Below are 2487 nucleotides of genomic sequence, written 5' to 3' on the forward strand. Positions count from 1 at the left end.
GGCAAGCTCAGCGTGCTCTACAGCTACGACGCCTTGGGCCGCCGCCTGCATAAACACTCGAGCGCACGCTATCAGGACGATCCCCGTTCGGGCAGCGGCTGGAACCGGATGCAGCGGGCCAAACGCCAGCGCGAACTGGGCTGTGGCTACACCCTGTACGGCTGGGATGGCGACACCCTCGCCTGGGAAAGCTCGCCGCCGCAAGACGAAGGCGAGACCGGGCGCACCGTGCACTACCTGTACGAGCCGGGCAGTTTTGTGCCGGTGGTACAGGCCCAACGAAATAACCCGATCCGCTTGCTACGCCAGCCGGACTGGAGCGGCCGGGAATACGAGTTCGATCAGGACCCGTTATGGCACACCGAAGTCAAGGCGCAGCCATTCGAGGCGATTGCCTGGTATCAGTGCGATCACCTGGGCACGCCGATAGAGCTTACCGATCACACTGGCGAGGTGGCGTGGACGGCGCAGTACAAGGCTTGGGGTGAAGTACGCGAAGCGCGCTCGGAGTGGGCCAGGCAGGTTGGGATGAGCAACCCGATTCGCTTCCAGGGGCAGTACCACGATCACGAGACCGGGCTGCATTACAACCGCTATCGATACTATGATCCGAGGGTTGGGCGGTTTGTGGGCCAGGACCCGATTAGTTATAGCGGTGGTTTCAATCTTTATGCGTATACACGTAACCCTACGACCTGGGTTGACCCATTGGGGCTTGCAGGAAATCCTGCAAATGCGACACATGTCACGTACCGGTCCGTTGATGAAAAAACGGGTAAGCCATATATAGGATATGCAAGTATGCCGGGTGATCAGACTGGTCAAGATGTTGTTAAGTATCGCTACAATGGAAATTATGAGCGCTTTGGTGGTGCAGCCCCTGACGTGACCTATCGAGGATATGGACAAGAAGGGAAGGCAACAGCCAGGGGGTTAGAGCAGCATTACTTCCTTGAACAGGGTGGATTGGAAGGCACTGCCAATCGTCAGAATCCTGTCGGGGTCGGCAATCCTCGGCGAGATGAGTATGCTGACGCGGCTAACCGTCATTTGGAGTCACAGACAACCAATGGTTCTGTGATTTGTGAAATTTAAAGGTGTGCGTGATGAAAAAAAGAGTGGCTTGGAAAAATGGAAGCTTTGTCGTTCTTCAAGTGCGGGAGGGGCTTTATTGTGTTGCTCGTATGCTGAGTAATGCGATGCTATGTGTGTACGATATTTTTCGCGAGGAAGACTCTTGGGATAATGTGAGCTGGGGCGAGGTCAAACCTTTATTCTATGTGTTTGTGGGTAGTGTTGTTCAGAAGAACATGGCAATTAGGAAGATTTCCATCGAGGGTGTAAAAGAGGGTTGTTTGGATTTGCAAAGACATTGGATTGTTGCATATGGGGTTACGGATAAAGGCCATTTCAAAGGCGGTCGTGATACTTTCTTTTTGTTTGGCGGGCGGTTGGTGGATTTGGGGGGGGAGCGTGTTGAGACATATGAGGCTCCGGTCTTGAAGCACGATTTATCAGTGAGTGAAGATCGAGATATTATTGATAGGCATGAACTGGTAAATATGTGGGGTGATAGAGATCTCTCGGATAGGCTTGCGCGTTACTATGACACTGGGATAAATCGAGATGATCTGAAATTCGAGATTTTCCCAGGGTTGTGGGATGACCGAGAAGCATTGCGACCTCTGACAAGAAGGTTGCCTATTCCTATGCGTTAAGCCTGTAGACGACCAATAGCTCCACCTAAATGGTTTCTGGAGGGGCTTCTGGAATCACAGATTGAGTTAGGCTTCTTTGAAGTGTTTCACCGCCGATTCATTCAGGATTGTCTCAGGTAGAAAGGAGGCTGTAATGGCAAGTGACTATCCAGTTTGGGATATCGATGTATTGGTGGCGTCCTATAGAAATGCTCCGGACTGGCAGAAAAACATTGAGGAGGCTACGCAAATCTATTTATTTTTATGGAGCTGAATGCTCTTCTGAAGTGTCGAGTCACTGATAAGGAAGGGAGGCTGGTGAAACGCGTGATCATGAAAAGCGAGCTTACTGAGGAAGGCAACAAACTCGTTGAAGGACCTAGAAGCGCTGTGAGTCGATGGGCTAAATCAAAAAGCAGATTTAATGACCCTGGAAATCTCAGCGTGCTTGAGAAAGCCTTGGCTGAAATCAGAAACTCATAAGAAAGTTAGTTGCTGTAGGCCAACGCGGGCGATGACCTGCACCGTGACGTGGTGCGGCATCAGGGCAACCAGCTGATGCAGGCCCAGAGCTGGGACCCACCGGGCGTCTGCAGGAGCAACTGCTGGGCAGCCATGACGGCAACTCCAGTCTGCTCAAGCGCCAACATCAATACAATGCAGTCGGCCAACTGACCGATCTCCACGGCACCCGCCGTGGCCATCTGGCCTATCAATACGACCCGGTGGGGCGGTTGCTGCAAGCTACCAGCCGCCTGGGCGCCGATACCTTTGCCTTCGGCCCGGCCGA

At 52.8% G+C, this 2487-nt stretch carries 3 protein-coding genes and 1 pseudogene; all 4 read left to right on the plus strand.

The annotated features are described in order from the left end of the window. The coding region (locus ACQ4N9_RS26410) for an RHS repeat-associated core domain-containing protein (protein ID WP_430934097.1) at nucleotides 1–1095 on the plus strand (1095 nt) is incomplete at its 5' end. 11 nt (nucleotides 1096–1106) lie between these two features. After that, entirely contained in the window at nucleotides 1107–1718 is a 612-nt protein-coding gene (locus ACQ4N9_RS26415; RefSeq protein ID WP_390969664.1) for a hypothetical protein, read from the plus strand. A 297-nt stretch (nucleotides 1719–2015) separates the two neighbouring features. Further along, entirely contained in the window at nucleotides 2016–2180 is a 165-nt protein-coding gene (locus ACQ4N9_RS26420) for a hypothetical protein (RefSeq protein WP_390969666.1), read from the plus strand. A gap of 30 nt (nucleotides 2181–2210) precedes the next feature. After that, nucleotides 2211–2487: pseudogene (locus tag ACQ4N9_RS26425) on the plus strand (hypothetical protein); the annotation flags it as partial.

Origin of the sequence: Pseudomonas sp. ES1 (assembly GCF_050586605.1) — a bacterium.
Lineage (GTDB): Bacteria > Pseudomonadota > Gammaproteobacteria > Pseudomonadales > Pseudomonadaceae > Aquipseudomonas > Aquipseudomonas sichuanensis.